Origin of the sequence: Citrobacter sp. TBCP-5362, from assembly GCF_005406305.1 — a bacterium.
GTDB lineage: Bacteria > Pseudomonadota > Gammaproteobacteria > Enterobacterales > Enterobacteriaceae > Citrobacter_B > Citrobacter_B koseri.
Genome location: NZ_CP040234.1, coordinates 2,423,124 through 2,439,672, shown reverse-complemented (window position 1 = coordinate 2,439,672; position 16,549 = coordinate 2,423,124). Strand labels below are relative to the sequence as shown.

The window sequence follows — 16,549 nt, the reverse complement described above, 5'->3', positions numbered from 1 at the left end:
AGCCGCCTATTATCTGTCAATCTACAGCAGGCGACAACAGGTTAACTGTAAGGGTATTACGGGTTCACAAACGTTGCTTTAACGCGCGCCGAACGTTTGAAATAGGGTACGATCAGCGCGGCCGCCAGTAACGGGAACAACAGCTGGCGAACCGCAAACGCGTCTGAGACTGGCGAAAAGGCAAAGGCTTTAATTGCCAGCAAGACCGACACCAGCAGCCAGATAATATAATGTTTAGGCACGCAGTGGCGGCGCTTGAAGAAGGCGATGGTCAACCATAAGGTGTAATACCACATTGCGATGGCGGTAATAAACGAAACGCCCCACAACAACAGGTTGCCGGTACTTTGCTCACTGAGCATATGGAATGTCTGCGGCGTAGCCAGCGCAGTAGCATAGAGCAATAACGCGAGCGAGGCGCTCAGCAACGCGACTAACAGCCAGGCCAGTGGGCCAAGCAACCAGCCCCCGATGCGTTGTGCCGGTGTTGTGGTCATATCTTCTCCAGATTTGCCAGCGCGAACAGGCAGACTATTTCATTTTGGGGCCAGTATTATAAAGCTTTTAACGCCGATCGCTACTTTCTTTATTGTACGTAATGCCAGACTGATTTTGGCACCTGACCGACATCATACAGACGACCGCCCGAGACCAGTTCCGCGCGACGATGATCTGCGGCGCGATACATATTGATGATCTCCCGATCGTCAGAGAGGGTGTAGTTAAGGTGATCAAACAGTTTTTCCAGGCTCTCAAGCGAACTGATTTTGCGGAATTTTAATAAATAATCCTGAACTGTCATAAATAGCGATCCATATTAAACAAATAACACCAACGGAGTAGTGAATATAAAAATAAACAAAACGACACCGGAAAGAATAATCGGCGCGCAAGGGTAAATAAGCGTATTCTTACGTGTCATGAATCAGGTGGGCAGAGCACCTGCCGGAAGGGTAACGCGCTTCATGACAACTGGCAATAAGCGTGCGGCCAGCAGACGGCATATTTCGCTTTTTTTGCCGCTTTTCATCTTTTCCTGATTTTTCTGGCTGTAAACCGAAACCATTTCTGACGATATGTAGCTATGCCGCAACTGGCCAGGACACGCTTATTTTTTCTGAACGGAGGCCGTCGGTTCAGGGGGCTGGTAATTATCGATATGGCTGGCGACGCCTAAGAGGATCACTGAGACAACGAGAACAATCCAACCGGTTAATTCAATAAGGCGATTCATTACTGACGACATTTTTTTGCTTTGATTTATCCATAAACACAGGATGCAAATGTTACTCATCAATAAATAAGACGGCAAGGGTGTCGGGAACGATTTCAGCGACTTTTTCGCAGCAGGAGAGCCCAAAGTCACTGATGTTTGACTTAAGTTAAGCAACAACCTTTATAACCTGGCGGTTATTAAACTATTGTGAGTGGTTAAGGGATAGTGTGAAATGACTCCGTTCTGACATGAGAGGCAAAGACATGAGTGACAACATCCGGGTAGGGCTAATTGGTTATGGTTATGCCAGCAAGACTTTCCATGCGCCCTTAATCGTGGGGACGCCGGGTCTGGAACTGGCGGCGGTTTCCAGTAGTGATGAAACAAAAGTGAAGGCGGACTGGCCTTCTGTGGCGGTTGTCTCAGAGCCTAAGCATCTTTTTAACGATCCGAATATCGACCTTATCGTCATTCCTACGCCCAACGACACCCATTTTCCGTTGGCGAAAGCCGCGCTTGAAGCGGGAAAACATGTGGTTGTGGATAAACCCTTTGCCGTGACACTGTCACAAGCCCGTGAACTCGACGCCCTGGCGCGCAGCCTGGGACGCGTGCTTTCTGTGTTCCATAACCGCCGTTGGGACAGTGATTTCCTGACGCTGAAAGGATTGCTGGCCGATGGCGTTCTGGGGGAAGTGGCTTACTTTGAATCCCATTTCGACCGTTTCCGCCCGCAGGTACGCGATCGCTGGCGCGAACAGGGCGGCCCTGGCAGCGGTATCTGGTACGATCTGGCGCCGCATCTGCTGGATCAGGCGATCAATCTGTTCGGTTTGCCGGTCAGCATGACGGTGGATCTGGCGCAGCTTCGTCCTGGCGCGCAGTCGACGGATTATTTCCACGCGATATTATCCTACCCGCAGCGTCGGGTGATTCTGCACGGTACGATGCTGGCGGCGGCAGAATCAGCACGTTATATCGTGCATGGCTCACGCGGTAGTTACGTGAAATATGGCCTCGATCCACAAGAGGAGAGGCTGAAAAACGGTGAGCGATTGCCGCAGGAAGACTGGGGTTACGACATGCGTGACGGCGTGTTGACGCGTGTGGAAGGCGAAGACCGTGTGGAAGAGACCTGGCTGACGGTGCCGGGTAATTATCCGGCTTATTATGCGGGCATCCGTGACGCGTTGAATGGCAACGGTGAAAACCCGGTTCCGGCGAGCCAGGCGATCCAGATTATGGAGTTGATTGAGCTGGGGATTGAATCAGCGAAGCATCGCTCTACGCTGTGCCTCGCGTGATAACGGTGTACTCTTCTGGCGCCGGGTGTTGCCGGATGGCGGCGTAAACGCCTTATCCGGCCTACGGTTGTGTCGTTGCAGGACTGATAAGCGCAGCGCCATCAGGCGTAGGTGTTGCCGGATGGCGGCGTAAACGCCTTATCAGGCCTACAGTTGTGCAGTTGTAGGCCTGATAAGCGTAGCGCCATCAGGCGTTGGGTGCTGCCGGATGGCGGCGTAAACGCCTTATCCGGCCTACGGTTGTGCAGTTACAGGACTGATAAGCGCAGCGCCATCAGGCTTTGCGTGCTTAAACCGCTGCGACTTTCTCACGCAATGCGCGTTTTTCCGCTTTGCTTAAAAACGCCATTTCCAGGCCATTGATCTGCGCCTGACGAATCTGCTCGCGGGTTAATCCTGCCGCTGGCGCCGCTACCGTGTATTCGTGAATAATATCCACACCCTGTACCGCGGGATCATCCGTATTCAAACTTGCCAGCACGCCATGCTCAAGGAACGTTTTCAGCGGATGCGCAGCCAGCGAGGCAACGGTGCTGGTCTGGATATTAGACGTCAGACAGGATTCGATACCGATTCGCTGCTCGACCAGAAAATCCATCAGCGCGCGATCTTCCACGGCCTTCACGCCATGACCGATACGTTCGGCGCCCAGTTCGCGAATGGCCTGCCAGATGCTCTCCGGGCCCGCCGCTTCGCCAGCATGTACGGTAATATGCCAGCCCGCATCACGCGCGCGGTTAAAGTGAGAGAGGAACAGACTGCCCGGGAAGCCAAGTTCATCGCCCGCTAAGTCAAGCGCGGTAATGTGATCGCGGTGCGCCAGCAGCGCTTCCAGTTCCTGCTGACAGGCAGCCTCGCCGAAAGTACGGCTCATGATGCCGATCAGACGAGCTTCAACGCCAAAAGTCTGGCACCCTTCACGTACGCCAGCGATGACCGCTTCGACCACGCCTGCCACAGGCAACTGGTGCGTCATCGCCATATAACCCGGAGAAAAACGCAGCTCGACATAATGCAGGCCGTTGCGGGCGGCATCTTCAATATTTTCAAAGGCCACGCGACGACAGGCATCCAGCGACGCCAGAACTTTAACGCCCCAGTCGAGCTTTGCCAGAAAACTGACCAGGTCAGGCTCCGTTGAGGTGATCTGCACATGCGGAATGAGCGCGTCAAGCGTTTGTGCCGGAAGGGCTAAATTGAACTGGCGGCCAAGATCAAGAATAGTTTGGGCACGAATGTTGCCATCAAGGTGGCGATGAACGTCAGTTAACGGAAGGGAAGTATCAATCATGGTCGCACTCTTTTTTAATATAAAAGTGCTCGCCATTATAAAAATAAAACGGGCGTAAAATCTATGTTGCGCAATAAATAATTTTATTGCGCAATCATTGTCAGCGTATAGCGCGGATCGCGTTGATCAGCCCGTTAACGCCTTTTTCGAGCTTCGAACGTGGACAACCGGCATTAAGACGAACAAACCCGCGACCTTCTTCGCCATAAGTATACCCAGGCATGATGGCCACTTTCTGCTGATGAATCAGCGCATCCTGTAAGGCGTGGTCGTCAATATTTAGCGCTCGCAGATCAATCCAGGCCAGATAGGTCGATTGCGGAACCTGCCAGTTTAGCGTCGGGAACGCGGTGTTTAACGCATGTGCGATATAATTCAGGTTATCAGCAAGATACTCGCGCAGGGCATCCAGCCACGGCGCGCCCTGTTGATAAGCGGCAATATGCGCGCTAAGCGCCAGAACGGCGGGTGACGACAGCCCGTCACGCCCCTTCAATACGCTGAGGTAACGATTGCGGCTTTCCTCATCGCCGATGAGCCCGTAGGCGCCGGTCAGCGCCGGAATGTTGAAGCTTTTTGACCCGGAGGTCAGCAGCGCCCAACTACCACGCGCCACATTGCTCCAGGGGATATGCGGCTGCGCGCCCCATACCATATCCATGTGGATTTCATCGGAGATGACCCGCACGCCGTGACGATGGCATAGCTCAGCCATCGTCTCCAGTTCATCGCGCGTCCATACCTTTCCGGTAGGGTTCTGCGGGCTGCACAGCAGGAGAATTTTACTCTCTGGCCGGGCGAGCACCGCGTCCAGCGCGTCCATATCGCAGTGCCAGCCGTCCGCGTTTTTCTGTAGCGCAACCGGCATGACGGTGCGCTGGTTGCCTTCGATGGCGTTATAGAACGCATCGTAAGCGGGGGTGTGAATCACCACCCCTTCACCGACGGATGACCACTGGCGGATCAGCTCCGACACCATGTAGATCACGGAGGGGCCGTACACGATCGACTGTGGGTCGATCGTAGTGTGGTGACGGGTTGCGAACCAGTGGGCGATCGCCCCTAAAAACTCATCGTTTTTCCAGCGGCTGTAACCCAGCACGCCGTGCGCCAGACGCTGGTTGATGGCCTCCAGGATGCACGGCGCGGTAGCGAAATCCATATCCGAGATCGTAAACGGGAGCAGGTCAGGGGCGCCAAAGCGATCGGCGACATAATCCCACTGCGTGCACCACGTACCGTGACGATCCACCACCTTTGAAAAATCGAACATATCGTTGTCCTTATGCCTCAACCGTGTTCATCAGACCTGCCATTTCATCCTTAACGGACTGTACCTGAGGGCCAATAACCACCTGTAAGTTATGTTGATTCAGCTGTACTACGCCGATAGCGCGATTGTCCTTCAGCGCCTGTACATTCACAAGCGACATATCCTTCACCGACAGGCGCAGACGGGTAATGCAGTTATCCAGGCTGACGATATTTTCACTGCCGCCAAGCGCGGCCAGAATCGCCGGGACGTTATAGCCTGATTTCCCTGGCGCGCCCGCCATGACTTTTTCAATATTGCTGGCGATTTCGGTATCGCGGCCCGGCGTTTTCAGATTAAAGCGCGTAATAGCGAAACGGAAGATGACGTAGTACACCGCGAACCAGATGGCGGCGACCACCGGAACCAGATACCACTTGGTTGACAGACCGTGCAGGATCCCGAATACCACAAAGTCGATGATGTTGCCGTCGGTGTTGCCGATGGTGACGCCGAGGATCGCCATGATGGTGAATCCCAGACCTGTCAGCAGGGCGTGAATCACATACAGCACAGGCGCGACGAACAGGAACAGGAATTCCAGCGGCTCTGTGGTACCGCCAACGACACAGGCGATAAGGCCAGAAATCAGCAGCCCCTTAATTTTGTGACGATTTTCAGGACGCGCGCAGTGGTACATCGCCAACGCAGCGCCCGGCAAGCCGCCGAGGAAGGCAGGCATTTTCCCCTGAGACAGGAAGCGGGTCGCACTTTCAGAGAAGCCGTGCGTTGTCGGGCAGCTCAGCTGCGCCTGGAAAATGGTCAACGCGCCGCTCACGCTATGGCCGCAGACTTCCTGCGTACCGCCCGCTTCGGTAAAGCGAATCAACGCGACCAGAATGTGGTGCAGGCCGAACGGCAGCAGCAGGCGCTCACCCGTACCAAAGATCATCGGACCGAAATCACCCGCGCTATTGATAATGTGGCCCAGACCGCTGATGCCCATTGCAAAAACAGGCCATACCAGCGGAATGACCAGCCCGACCAGTCCCATCACCACGGAAGAGACGATCGGCACGAAACGCGTACCGCCAAAGAAAGCCAGCGCATCGGGCAGACGAATATTGTGGAAACGCTCATGCAGCATCCAGACAACGATACCGGCGATCACCGCCCCCAGAATCCCCGTGTCGATAGACTGAATCCCGAGGATATTCTGTACGTTATTGGCTTTCAGAATGGCGGCGTCAGTCGTCGGCAGAATGCCTTTCGCCGTTAACCAGAAGTTCACGGCAAGGTTCATTACGGCGTAACCGACGAAACCGGCAAACGCGGCGACACCTTTGTTTTCACGCGCCAGACCGAGCGGAATCGCGATACAAAACATCACCGGGAGGAAGCTAAAAGCGAACGAGCCGACTTTACTCATCCAGGTAAAGATGGCCTGTAGCACCGGGTTGCCCAGCGCCGGGAGCAGGGTGACGACATCGTGGCTGCTTAACGAACTGCCGATCCCCAGCATGATCCCGCAGAAAGAGAGCAGCGCCACGGGCAGCATAAACGTTTTACCCAACTGCTGGAAAAATTCCCATAATGTTATTTTTGGTGTTGTCTTCGTCGTCATCTAACGACTCCTCGTGAAAAAGAAGGCTGTGGTCAATTATTTGAGCGAGAAGATAAAACGTTTTACCTAATTTTAGTGCGGCGCAAATCACATTATCGAACGATAATAAAGCGTATAAATATAAGTGATTGATAAAACGTTTTATCTGTCACGTTATCAGGGAGCTTTCTTTTTTCATGGCTATAGCCAAAAAAACCACCATCCATGATGTCGCGTTGGCGGCTGGCGTCTCCGTCAGTACCGTCTCATTAGTGCTCAGTGGCAAAGGGCGGATTTCGTCAGCCACCGGCGAGCGGGTTAACGCGGCGATTGAACAGCTGGGCTTTGTGCGTAACCGCCAGGCATCGGCGCTTCGCGGTGGGCAGAGCGGCGTCATTGGGCTGATTGTGCGCGATCTGTCTGCGCCTTTTTATGCGGAACTCACGGCCGGGTTGACAGAGGCGCTGGAAGCGCAGGGGCGCATGGTCTTTTTGTTGCACGGCGGTCAGGATGGCGAACAACTGAGTCAGCGCTTCGCTATGCTCCTTAATCAGGGGGTGGATGGCGTGGTGATCGCCGGAGCGGCGGGTAACAGCGATGCGCTCCGGGAACGGGCAGAAGAAAAAGGGATTCCGGTGGTGTTTGCCTCGCGCGCCAGTTATCTGGAAGAGGTGGATACTGTCCGGCCGGATAACATGCAGGCGGCGCAGCTACTGACGGAACATCTGATTCGCCTTGGGCATCAGCGGATCGCGTGGCTGGGAGGGCAAAGCTCCTCATTAACGCGCGCGGAGCGCGTCGGCGGCTATTGCGCGACGCTGCTGAAGTTTGGGTTGCCTTTTCACAGCGACTGGGTGCTGGAGTGCGCATCCAGCCAGAAGCAGGCCGCCGAAGCCATTACCGCATTACTGCGGCATAACCCGACCATCAGCGCAGTGGTGTGCTACAACGAAACCATTGCGATGGGAGCATGGTTTGGCCTGATGAAAGCGGGGCGTCAGAGTGGTGAAATTGGCGTTGATCGCTATTTTGAACAACAGATCTCGCTGGCGGCGTTTGCTGATGTGGCGGAAAACGCGCTGGACGATCTGCCGATCATCTGGGCCAGCACGCCAGCCCGCGAAATTGGCTATACCCTTGCGGAGCGCATCCTGCAACGGATTGGTCATGAAGAGAGCCATTCGCGCAGCCAGACCATTTCCGCTCGTCTGGTGACGCAAAAATAGCGTGGCGGGACAGGTGTTTGAATAGCGGCCCGACGGGAAAATCCCGCCGGGCGCGGGACGTACAGAAAACTTACTGCTGAGGAATCGCCGGAGCGTCCGGCACGGAGAGCGCAGGCATACCAAACATGCCGACAAACTCTTCCAGCGTCATTTTTTGCCCGTTGAGCGTTACCTGACCATTGGCATACTGTAGGTTGGTGGCAATGGTATTATCCTGCAACGTGGTGATGCGGAACATTTGCCCCATCGCGGCTAACCCTTTGACTTGTTGATTCGCCAGCTTATCGGCATCTTCCTGCTGATAACCTTCCAGTCTGGCGACCTGGGTCATAAACTCAACGGCCATATCCATCGGGATCGTCAGCTTCGCATCGAGAGATTTAACGGAACGATCCACTTCCTGAGTCAGCGTTTGCGGTTCTTCAGTGGTCGCGGCCGGATCTTTCAGGAACAAGGAGAGGTTCAGCGCGGTCTCGCCTTTAGCGTTTTTCCAGCTTAACGGCGCGACGGTAATCACCGGTTCGCCCTTCATCAGCAGCGGCAGGGCGCCAAAGAACGCTTCGGTCACTTTCTCCTGATAAAGCTCAGGATTTTGCACCACCTCGGGTTGCGTCATCAGCGCCTGAGTCTGAGCGTTATACTGGCGGCTAAACTGGTGCCAGGCTTCGCCATCGATCTGTCCCACTTTCAGCGTCAGCTTGCCGCTACCCAGATCCTGATTCTGCACTTTAAGGCTGTTCAGCGAGTAATCCAGCTGGCTATTGATAGTTTTGCCGTCGTTGACGAGATCGGACTTACCGTCGATCACCATGCCTTCCAGCACGGCCATCTCTTTACCTTCTACCGATACCGTCATTTTTTCCAGCGACAGCGTCTGGTTGCCAATACGCTCGCCGAAGCTGGCCAGGGTGCTGGAACCGTCGGTTTTCAGGTTATTAAAAGTAATCTGGACTTTCTGGTTATATTCGTTGACGGCATCCACCAGGCCGCTTTGCGCTTCGCCTGACAGTGAAACAACATTGCCGTCTTTATCGGCATTCAGCTGAAATTCCCCGCCGCTAAAGGCGACTTTTTCACCGTTATTTTCATAATTCAACGGATTGAGGGAGATATCTGAGCGGGTATCGCCGCCATAACCAATCCGGGAATTAATCTCGACCGGCGTCTCGCCCTTTGCGATATCAAACAACGGTCTGGTGACGTCGTTGTTGACCAGGGTCGTCTTCACTGAGGCCATCGCAGGGATAAGGTTAAACGATTTCAACTGTGTGAACGGGAAAGGGCCATGATCCACCGCTTCGTTCAGTACGACGTTTTGTCCTGGTTTCAGCCAGGGGTTTTCCTTGCCTTCGACAGGCTTCGCCACCAGCTGTAACTGGCTGCTGAAAATGCCGCGCTGGTAGTTTTGATAGCTCAGCTCAATGGCGGCTTCAGGCGCCGTGCGTTTAAGCTGCTCATTTGCCTGATTCACCATCTGTGCGAGATGCGTTTCCAGTTTTTTCCCGGTGTACCAGGCCCCGCCTGTCCAGACTACGCCCAGGGCGACGATCACACCTGTAGCTACCAGCGATTTTTTCATATCGATTATCCATAAAAATGAAACCAGGCGGATTAAACCGCCTGGAGAAGTTGTGAGCCTTTAACTAGCTTAGCAAGAGTTGTTAAAAAATTCAGTATGTTGCTACAGCTTGTTGTAAACCCTGGCCAAACGGCCCACGCCGCTGGCGTTGACCGGAGACTCATCAGCGCCGATAAACGCGGATTCGCCGGGTTTCAGCACCAGACGCTGCTCGCCCTTGCTCAGCACCGCTTCGCCTTCCACGCAGAACAGAATGGCGGCGCTCTGCTGGCTGATGGCCGTTTCCTGAGCGGAGAGGTCATGCAGCGAAAACGCGAAATCTTCCACCGGAATTGGGAAGTCCAGTTCCGCACCGTGTTTTACCAGCGTTGTCAGCAGCTGATCCGCTGGTTTGGCAACGAATTTGACGTTCGCGACCAGTTCAGGAATGTCGATATATTTCGGCGTCAGCCCGGCGCGCAGGACGTTATCGGAGTTCGCCATCACTTCCAGCGCCACACCCTGCAAATAGGCATGAGGCGTTTCGGCAAACAGGAACATGGCTTCGCCAGGGTTCAGCTTGACCACGTTCAGCAGCAGTGGAGAGAAGAGGCCGCTGTCATCCGGGTAAAATTCGGATATGACGCGGATCGTCTGCCACGGTTCACCCTGTTGGCTGTTCAGCGCCGCTTTCAGCACCGCCAGCGCGCGGGATTTTTCATCGCCCTGCATATTGAGCAGGCTGGCGAACAGTTGGCTCAGGCGTTCGGCATTCGGCTCTTGCAGGAAGTGGGCAATGGCGGTATGCGCGCCGGAAACAGGTTGCAGCAGGGAGACAATCTCAGAGAACTCGCGGAATGCGTTCATCGCCAGGAAAGGCGTCAGGGCAAAGACCAGTTCAGGCTTGTGGTTCGGATCTTTATAGTTACGCTCGGCGGCATCCATCGGAATACCGGCCGCATTCTCTTTCGCGAAACCAATTTCTGAGTTGTGTTTATTCGGATGAACCTGGATGGAAAGCGGCTGCGCGGCACACAGCACTTTAAACAGGAAGGGCAGCTCGCCAAAACGTTTTGCGACAGACTCGCCCAGCAGTGTGGCTTTATCGTGCTCAATCACGTCGCGTAACGAGACGGCTTTCCCGTCAGCGCCTTCAATTCGGGAGCTGCTCTTGGGATGGGCGCCCATCCAGAGCTCTGCCATTGGCTGCTGAGACGGATTCGCAATGCCGTAGAGTTCCGTTAACGCAGTTTTACTACCCCATGCATAGTTTTGCACTGAGTTGATGAGTTTTTGCATTATCAAGCCCTGTTTCAATATGGAAATTAATTCGCGTATTAAACCAAGAAACCCGCGGGAAGTAACCTCTGCGCGCAAAAAGTCGTACTTGTCTCAGTTTTTGTTAAAAAATTGTGTAGGATAGTGTAACTCGCTTTTTACACCCTGACGCATTCGGGTTGCAGGACAATAACATGTCTGCCGCTGGAGGCGTGACGGGTAAGCAGGGCAATGGAACATCTGCCCAGAGAATAACCAGACCGAGCAGTAAGTGAGAGAACAATGTCGAACAAACCCTTCCATTATCAGGCTCCTTTTCCCCTCAAAAAGGACGATACCGAATATTACCTGCTGACCAGTGAACACGTTTCCGTTGCCGAATTTGAAGGGCAGGAAGTGCTTAAGGTCGCTCCTGAAGCGCTGACGCTGATGGCGCGTCAGGCATTCCACGATGCTTCGTTTATGCTGCGCCCTGCGCATCAACAGCAGGTCGCTGATATCCTGCGCGACCCGGACGCCAGCGAAAACGATAAATATGTCGCGCTGCAATTCCTGCGCAATTCGGACATTGCCGCAAAAGGGATTTTACCAACCTGCCAGGACACCGGTACGGCCATTATCGTTGGCAAAAAAGGCCAGCGCGTCTGGACTGGCGGCGGTGATGAGGCTGCGCTGGCGCGCGGCGTTTATAACACTTACATCGAAGATAACCTGCGCTATTCGCAAAATGCCCCGCTGGATATGTATAAAGAGGTCAATACCGGCACCAACCTGCCCGCGCAGATTGATCTCTACAGCGTTGATGGCGATGAATACAAATTCCTGTGTATCGCCAAAGGCGGCGGTTCCGCCAACAAAACCTATCTGTATCAGGAAACCAAAGCGCTGCTGACGCCGGGCAAACTGAAAAATTACCTGGTCGATAAAATGCGCACACTGGGGACAGCGGCCTGTCCTCCGTATCACATCGCCTTCGTGATCGGCGGGACGTCGGCGGAAGCAACGCTGAAAACGGTTAAGCTGGCCTCCGCAAAATACTATGACGAACTGCCGACGGAAGGGAACGAACACGGTCAGGCATTCCGCGACGTGGAGCTGGAAAAAGAGTTGCTGACGGAAGCGCAGAATCTCGGGTTAGGCGCTCAGTTCGGCGGTAAATATTTTGCCCATGATATCCGCGTCATTCGTTTACCGCGTCACGGCGCGTCCTGTCCGGTCGGGATGGGCGTCTCCTGCTCTGCGGATCGCAACATTAAAGCGAAGATCAACCGCAAAGGTATCTGGATCGAGAAACTGGAACATAATCCGGGTAAATATATTCCCGAAGAATTGCGCCAGGCAGGCGAAGGCGAGGCGGTTCGCGTTGACCTCAACCAGCCAATGAAAGCGATCCTGCAACAGTTGTCGCAGTATCCGGTTTCAACTCGTCTGTCGCTGAACGGGACGATTATTGTGGGGCGTGATATCGCGCACGCCAAACTGAAAGAACGGATGGACCGTGGCGAAGGGTTGCCGCAGTATGTTAAAGATCATCCGATCTACTACGCGGGTCCGGCAAAAACGCCTGAAGGATACGCGTCCGGTTCGCTGGGGCCAACGACCGCAGGGCGTATGGACTCTTACGTCGATCAGCTTCAGTCGCAGGGCGGCAGTATGATTATGCTGGCCAAAGGCAACCGTAGCCAACAGGTGACCGATGCCTGCCATAAACACGGCGGCTTCTATCTGGGCAGCATTGGCGGGCCTGCCGCCGTGCTGGCGCAGGGCAGCATCAGGAGTCTGGAATGCGTGGAATACCCTGAACTGGGGATGGAAGCGATCTGGAAAATTGAAGTGGAAGATTTTCCGGCCTTTATCCTGGTGGATGATAAAGGCAATGATTTCTTCCAGCAAATTCAAACTTCGCAGTGCACGCGCTGCGTGAAGTAAGACAATAAAAAGGTACATTTGCAGGCCGGGTAAGGCGCTGTGCCGCCCGGCATTTCAGAAGCGCACAAAGCGCCATGCAGTATTTATGAAGCAATCAATACTTAATCCTGACAGGTGTGTGAGCATGTCCTCAACTTCATTGTTAACAAGGAGAAAGTAATGACGACGGTACGCTGCGAGAAAGATTCGATGGGCGGGATTGATGTTCCGGCAGATAAACTTTGGGGAGCGCAAACCCAACGATCGCTGGAGCATTTTCGTATCTCCACGGAGAAAATGCCCGTCTCGCTGATCCATGCGCTGGCGCTGACCAAGCGTGCGGCAGCCAAAGTTAACGAGGACTTAGGGCTGCTGTCGGCGGAAAAAGCCTCCGCCATTATGCAGGCGGCTGATGAAGTGCTGGCCGATAAACATCCCGACGAATTTCCGCTGGCGATCTGGCAGACCGGGTCGGGCACGCAAAGCAACATGAACATGAACGAAGTGCTGGCGAACCGCGCGAGCGAACTGCTGGGTGGCGTTCGCGGCATGGAACGCAAAGTTCACCCGAACGATGATGTCAATAAAAGCCAAAGTTCGAACGACGTCTTCCCGACCGCGATGCACGTTGCGGCGCTGCTGGCGCTACGCAAGCATCTCATCCCGCAGCTTAATGTCCTGACTGATACGCTGCGCAAAAAGTCCCATGCGTTTGCCGACATTGTGAAAATTGGCCGCACGCACTTGCAGGATGCGACGCCGCTGACGCTCGGTCAGGAAATTTCCGGCTGGGTGGCGATGCTGGAGCACAATCTCAAACATATTGAAAATAGCCTGCCGCATGTGGCGGAGCTGGCGCTGGGCGGCACGGCGGTGGGCACAGGGTTGAACACTCATCCTGAATATGCCCGCCGCGTGGCGGATGAGCTGGCGGTGATCACCTGCGCGCCATTTGTGACGGCGCCGAACAAGTTTGAAGCACTGGCGACCTGTGATGCGCTGGTTCATGCGCACGGCGCGCTAAAAGGGCTGGCGGCGTCGCTGATGAAAATCGCCAATGACGTTCGCTGGCTGGCCTCTGGCCCTCGATGCGGCATTGGTGAAATTGCCATTCCTGAGAACGAGCCGGGCAGTTCGATTATGCCAGGCAAAGTGAACCCGACCCAGTGCGAGGCGCTGACCATGCTCTGCTGTCAGGTGATGGGCAACGATGTGGCTATCAATATGGGCGGGGCGTCGGGAAACTTCGAGCTTAACGTCTATCGCCCGATGGTTATCCATAATTTCCTGCAATCGGTACGCCTGCTGGCGGATGGGATGGAAAGCTTTAATGCGCACTGTGCGGTCGGTATTGAGCCAAACCGTGAGCGTATTAATCAACTGCTCAATGAATCGCTGATGCTGGTCACCGCGCTTAACACGCACATCGGCTATGACAAAGCGGCGGAGATCGCCAAAAAAGCGCACAAGGAAGGGCTGACCTTAAAAGCCTCCGCCCTGGCGCTGGGGTATCTCACTGAAGCCGAGTTTGATAGCTGGGTGCGCCCGGAACTGATGGTGGGCAGCATGAAGCCAGGCCGTTAATCCGCCACATACAGGTGCAACCGGGGGATGATAAGTCGCAACGGTTGCGCCTGAGGCTTAAAGCGGTGCTGAACATTGTCCGCATCGTAATTCAGTAGTTCGCCGATATCCGGCACGGTCATGCCTTTATCGGTATTGATCAGCGCGATAAGCGGCGTCGGGCAGGCGTGCTGAACCTGTTTCTGCTGCCCTTTGTACCAGACGCGGGCAATCGGCTGTACCTTCACCGGTCTTTTAATCTTCAGCCGCGCCTGTTGCGGCAGGGCGGCGATATCCTGATATTCGCGCTCCAGCCTGGCCTGCCACTCTTCGCGCGTCCAGGGATGCACGCTGCGCGGCGTGTTCAGGCTTTTCTCCAGTTGCGCCAGCACCTCATCCCGGCGCAGATTCTTAATAATGTGCTTGTTGGCCCAGCCAAAACGGAGGGTGGCGGGATTCTTGATCACCGTTAACGCGCGGTAGGCATTCAACGTGATAAGACCGGGCAGATGGCGATGCACCCACTCAAAACGCGCCGCTGACGGCAATCCTGACTCCACCGTCACAATACGCTCAAATGTCGTTTTTAACTGATTGATGTGCTGGATCTGGTTTTCCAGCGCGACCTGCGTGGCATCATCAACCTGATAGCACAATACGCCGGGCAGGCGAACCGCCGCTTTGCTGCTGCGATTTTCAGACTGTTGCTGAATAAACAGGTGGCGATAGTGGCGCAGCGCCAGCGATTCGGCCTCTTTTCCCAGATGCTGCTCCACCGCAATGGTCGCCAGAGGGTTGTGCTCCGCCTCTTTGGTTACTTCGGGAAGGGAGAAGACGCGGGCAATCAGCAGCGGTTGCTGTTCGAGATTTTCTGTCAGGGTTGCCAGCGCGTGTTCTGTCTGGCGAAAAGTACCATTCAGGCGTTCGACAAGATCGTAACGGGCCATATCACCACCATTTCAGTGTCGCAGAAAGAAGGATATTAGTTACAACATACTTACTGTATATCACATCATACCCGCCCTGACCATCGTGCGCTATGCGTCAGGCAGGGGGAAATTCGGGGATGTTGTGCCAGACGGGCCAGTTGAAGGTGAATCTGGCGCCGCCCAGTTCACTTTCGCGACAGTTTACCGTTCCGCCCATCGCCAGGGCGATGGAGCGCACGATGGCTAATCCCAGCCCGCAGCCTCCGGTAGCGCGGTCGCGGCTGGGATCGAGGCGCACAAAGGGTTCGAACACATGTTCGCGCGCGTCTGGCGCGATGCCGGGGCCGTCGTCTTCAACAATCAGGGTCGCCTGATTGCCGCTTAATAACAGGCTGGCCTGAACGGTGGAATGGGAATAACGCAGCGCGTTATTGAGCAGATTATCCAGCACACGCTCCATTAGCCGCATATCCAGCGCGCCGTAATCGCCAGGCGTAAGATGGCTGAGCCGCACCGTGCGTCCGGGGTTGACGCTCTGTACGTCTTCCAGGTGGCTCGCCAGCCACACGGGGAGGTCGGGAACGGTGAGCGTTAACGCAGTCTGCGGCCTGTCCAGCCGCGCATAGGTCAGTAACTCTTCGATTAACGCTTCCAGTTGGCCGATATCGCGATTCAGCGCCTGCGACTCCTGTGCGCTGAGATTTTCACTCATCTCCAGCCGGTAACGCAGACGCACCAGCGGTGTACGCAGTTCGTGGGCGATGCCGTCAATAAGCTGTTTTTTACTGGCGATCAGCGCGTTGATGTTATCTGCCATCTGGTTAAAGGCAATGCCGAGACGTTCAAAACTGGAACCGTTGTCAAAGTGAAGGCGCTCTGCGAGGTGCCCTTCGCCAAAACGCTGAGCGGCGGCCTCCAGGCGCAGCATCTCCTGCCAGTGCGGGCGCATCCAGATAAACACCGGAAAGGCGAGGGAGATGGCGATAAAGGCCATCAGCGCGATATCCAGTAGCCGCATCTGGTGAAGAAAATAGAGATAAGGAACCGGCCCGACGGCCAGCACGTAATGGCTGCGGGGGATGCGCTGGATAAACGTATACTGATCGTCCAGCGCGACGATGTCGCCTTCGCGCAGACGCTGTGTGGTAAGCGCGTCGAGTTTGTATTTATTGAGCGGCTCTACGCGCAAATCGAAAGAGAGATTAAGATCCATCTCTTTGAGGGTTTTCCCCCAGTCGCGCGGAGGGATCTCCCGCAATTCGCTGCGCATTAAATACAGCGAGCTTTTCATCAAATCATCCAGCGACTGTCTGCCTGCGCGTTCTGCGGTGAACTTATACACCAGCCCGACCAACAGGGTCATGACCAGAAAGCAGACAAACAGCAGCAGATAAAACTGAACGAACAGTTTTTTCATTGAT

Annotated in this window: 14 protein-coding genes; 4 read left to right on the top strand and 10 right to left on the bottom strand. The window is 54.8% G+C overall.

Annotation, left to right across the window (positions count from 1 at the left end; all coding sequences use genetic code 11):
- Positions 1-56: 56 nt before the first annotated feature.
- From FD428_RS11605 to blr, 3 genes are all read right to left on the bottom strand, one after another.
- Entirely contained in the window at positions 57-497 is a 441-nt protein-coding gene (locus FD428_RS11605) for a DUF2569 domain-containing protein (RefSeq protein ID WP_012132511.1), read from the bottom strand.
- A gap of 89 nt (positions 498-586) precedes the next feature.
- Positions 587-802: a transcription modulator YdgT gene (gene ydgT, locus FD428_RS11600; RefSeq protein ID WP_024130361.1), complete on the bottom strand. Its 216-nt coding sequence runs from the start codon at positions 800-802 to the stop codon at positions 587-589.
- A 306-nt stretch (positions 803-1,108) separates the two neighbouring features.
- The gene (blr, locus tag FD428_RS11595; protein WP_048902389.1) at positions 1,109-1,234 is read right to left on the bottom strand and encodes a division septum protein Blr; all 126 of its coding nucleotides are present in this window, start codon (positions 1,232-1,234) and stop codon (positions 1,109-1,111) included.
- 245 nt (positions 1,235-1,479) lie between these two features.
- Between blr and FD428_RS11590 the strand changes: the two genes are divergently transcribed.
- On the top strand, positions 1,480-2,520 hold the full coding sequence (locus FD428_RS11590) for an oxidoreductase (protein WP_114848519.1): 1,041 nt from the start codon (positions 1,480-1,482) through the stop codon (positions 2,518-2,520).
- Positions 2,521-2,809: 289 nt separating this feature from the next.
- Here the strand turns inward: FD428_RS11590 and add are convergent, their stop codons facing one another.
- The 3 genes from add to malX form a co-directional block, all read right to left on the bottom strand.
- A complete protein-coding gene (add, locus tag FD428_RS11580; protein WP_024130358.1) occupies positions 2,810-3,811 on the bottom strand; it encodes an adenosine deaminase in 1,002 nt (333 codons plus the stop codon).
- A gap of 100 nt (positions 3,812-3,911) precedes the next feature.
- On the bottom strand, positions 3,912-5,084 hold the full coding sequence (locus tag FD428_RS11575) for a MalY/PatB family protein (protein WP_114848517.1): 1,173 nt from the start codon (positions 5,082-5,084) through the stop codon (positions 3,912-3,914).
- 10 nt (positions 5,085-5,094) lie between these two features.
- Positions 5,095-6,687: a maltose/glucose-specific PTS transporter subunit IIBC gene (gene malX, locus FD428_RS11570; protein ID WP_012132501.1), complete on the bottom strand. Its 1,593-nt coding sequence runs from the start codon at positions 6,685-6,687 to the stop codon at positions 5,095-5,097.
- A 176-nt stretch (positions 6,688-6,863) separates the two neighbouring features.
- Between malX and FD428_RS11565 the strand changes: the two genes are divergently transcribed.
- Complete coding sequence (locus tag FD428_RS11565; RefSeq protein ID WP_012132499.1) at positions 6,864-7,892, top strand: Mal regulon transcriptional regulator MalI; 1,029 nt, start codon at positions 6,864-6,866, stop codon at positions 7,890-7,892.
- A 70-nt stretch (positions 7,893-7,962) separates the two neighbouring features.
- Here the strand turns inward: FD428_RS11565 and FD428_RS11560 are convergent, their stop codons facing one another.
- Positions 7,963-9,471: a YdgA family protein gene (locus FD428_RS11560; protein WP_114848516.1), complete on the bottom strand. Its 1,509-nt coding sequence runs from the start codon at positions 9,469-9,471 to the stop codon at positions 7,963-7,965.
- A gap of 102 nt (positions 9,472-9,573) precedes the next feature.
- Complete coding sequence (gene manA / locus FD428_RS11555) at positions 9,574-10,749, bottom strand: mannose-6-phosphate isomerase (RefSeq protein ID WP_114848515.1); 1,176 nt, start codon at positions 10,747-10,749, stop codon at positions 9,574-9,576.
- A gap of 261 nt (positions 10,750-11,010) precedes the next feature.
- Between manA and fumB the strand changes: the two genes are divergently transcribed.
- On the top strand, positions 11,011-12,657 hold the full coding sequence (gene fumB, locus FD428_RS11550) for a class I fumarate hydratase (RefSeq protein ID WP_012132495.1): 1,647 nt from the start codon (positions 11,011-11,013) through the stop codon (positions 12,655-12,657).
- 159 nt (positions 12,658-12,816) lie between these two features.
- On the top strand, positions 12,817-14,220 hold the full coding sequence (gene fumC / locus FD428_RS11545; RefSeq protein WP_047457217.1) for a class II fumarate hydratase: 1,404 nt from the start codon (positions 12,817-12,819) through the stop codon (positions 14,218-14,220).
- Here the strand turns inward: fumC and tus are convergent.
- Positions 14,217-15,146, bottom strand: a complete 930-nt coding sequence (tus, locus tag FD428_RS11540; protein ID WP_049009311.1) for a DNA replication terminus site-binding protein — start codon at positions 15,144-15,146, stop codon at positions 14,217-14,219. The two genes, fumC and tus, sit on opposite strands and share 4 nt — an antisense overlap.
- 97 nt (positions 15,147-15,243) lie before the next feature.
- Complete coding sequence (gene rstB, locus FD428_RS11535; protein ID WP_114848514.1) at positions 15,244-16,545, bottom strand: two-component system sensor histidine kinase RstB; 1,302 nt, start codon at positions 16,543-16,545, stop codon at positions 15,244-15,246.
- Positions 16,546-16,549: the final 4 nt, after the last annotated feature.